Source organism: Frankia sp. CcWB2 (assembly GCF_977927585.1).
On sequence record NZ_CDWRCM010000055.1, the window covers coordinates 9,585 to 10,818 of the forward strand.

Annotated in this window: 2 protein-coding genes; both read right to left on the reverse strand. The window is 74.6% G+C overall.

What is annotated here, in order from left to right; genetic code table 11:
• Positions 1-616: CPBP family intramembrane glutamate endopeptidase (locus tag ACY45C_RS08275; RefSeq protein WP_462187037.1), on the reverse strand; the 616-nt coding region annotated here is incomplete at its 3' end.
• Between the two features lie 56 nt (positions 617-672).
• A partial coding sequence (locus ACY45C_RS08280) for a cytochrome d ubiquinol oxidase subunit II (protein WP_462187038.1) occupies positions 673-1,234 on the reverse strand: 562 nt, incomplete at its 5' end.

The window sequence follows — 1,234 nt, forward strand, 5'->3', positions numbered from 1 at the left end:
GATAGGAACCGCGGAGCAGGGCGCTGGCCGCCAGCGCCCGGTTGGCCGTGACACCAAGTTCACGCAGCCGTACCAGCAGATACCCGGTGACGATGACCTCCTCGGCGAGGCCGTTCTGCGCCGCGCTGAGGACCAGGACCGGCACGCGCCACCACACGTCCGGCAAGCCCGACGGCGCGACGGTGAGGTTCGCCCCGCTGTGCCACGCCAGGAGGTAGAGGCCCAAGCCGAGCCCGCCGACCCCGGCCGCGATCGCCGCTCCCCGGCCGGCGTCGCGACCGGTGTGCCGGCCGTCCAGGCCGATCGCCCGCGGTCCGCCTCCGTGCCTCGTCAGCAGGTATACGGCGAGCAGCGCCGGCACCAGCCCGGTGACCAGGTCAGCGAGTTGGAGCGCGAGGTCCAGCCAGGGCCGTCCCGGCGCCGCCGAGGTGTTCAGCCGGGCCACCTGGGAGCGGACGGGGCCCGGCCGGGTCAGCACCCCGACGTAGCGGATGACCGCGAACAGCGCCGAGGTGGCGAAGGAGACCCCGAGCACGAGCCAGATCTCGACGACGAGCTGCCGGCGGGTGAGCGGCTCGCCCGCGATGACCGGCGCCTGAGCGGGGGCAGAGGTCACGCGACGACCGTAGCCCACCGCCACGGCGGGCCGGTCCGATCACTCCGCCGGCCCGATCACTCCGCCGGTTCTGGTCGGGAGAACAGCCGGAACAGCATCATCAGGGACGGCACGAGCACCACCAGACCGCCGACGATGGCGAACAGCATGGCCCGGATGTTCGCCGTCGGCGCCGCGGCCGTGTCGACCGTGGCCTGCCCGACCACCAGGTCCGGGTACTGGGCCACCGCCCAGCCCCAGAGCATCGCGCCGACGGCGAGACCGGCCGCGATGCGGGCGGCACCGAACTGCTCGCGCCAGAGTGCGACGAGGGCGCCGATCCCGCCGAGGGTGGACAGGGCGACCAGGGGAAGCGAGCGGTCCCTGAACCGGCCGGCGACCTCCGGGGCGTCCGCCCACAGGAGGGGCAGCAGGATCGCGGCGAGTGCACCGCAGAGCACGGCGCCGCCGATGGCCCGCCGGCGGAAGTCGGCCACCAGGTGCGCGGTGGCCGGGGAGGATGCGGCGTCCCGGCAGAGGTAGACGGCGGCGAGGAAGGCCGTCGCGGCAACCGCGAAGGCCCCGCAGACGAGCCCGAACGGGCTGCGCACCGGCGCGAACGGGTCGTCGGTCGACAGA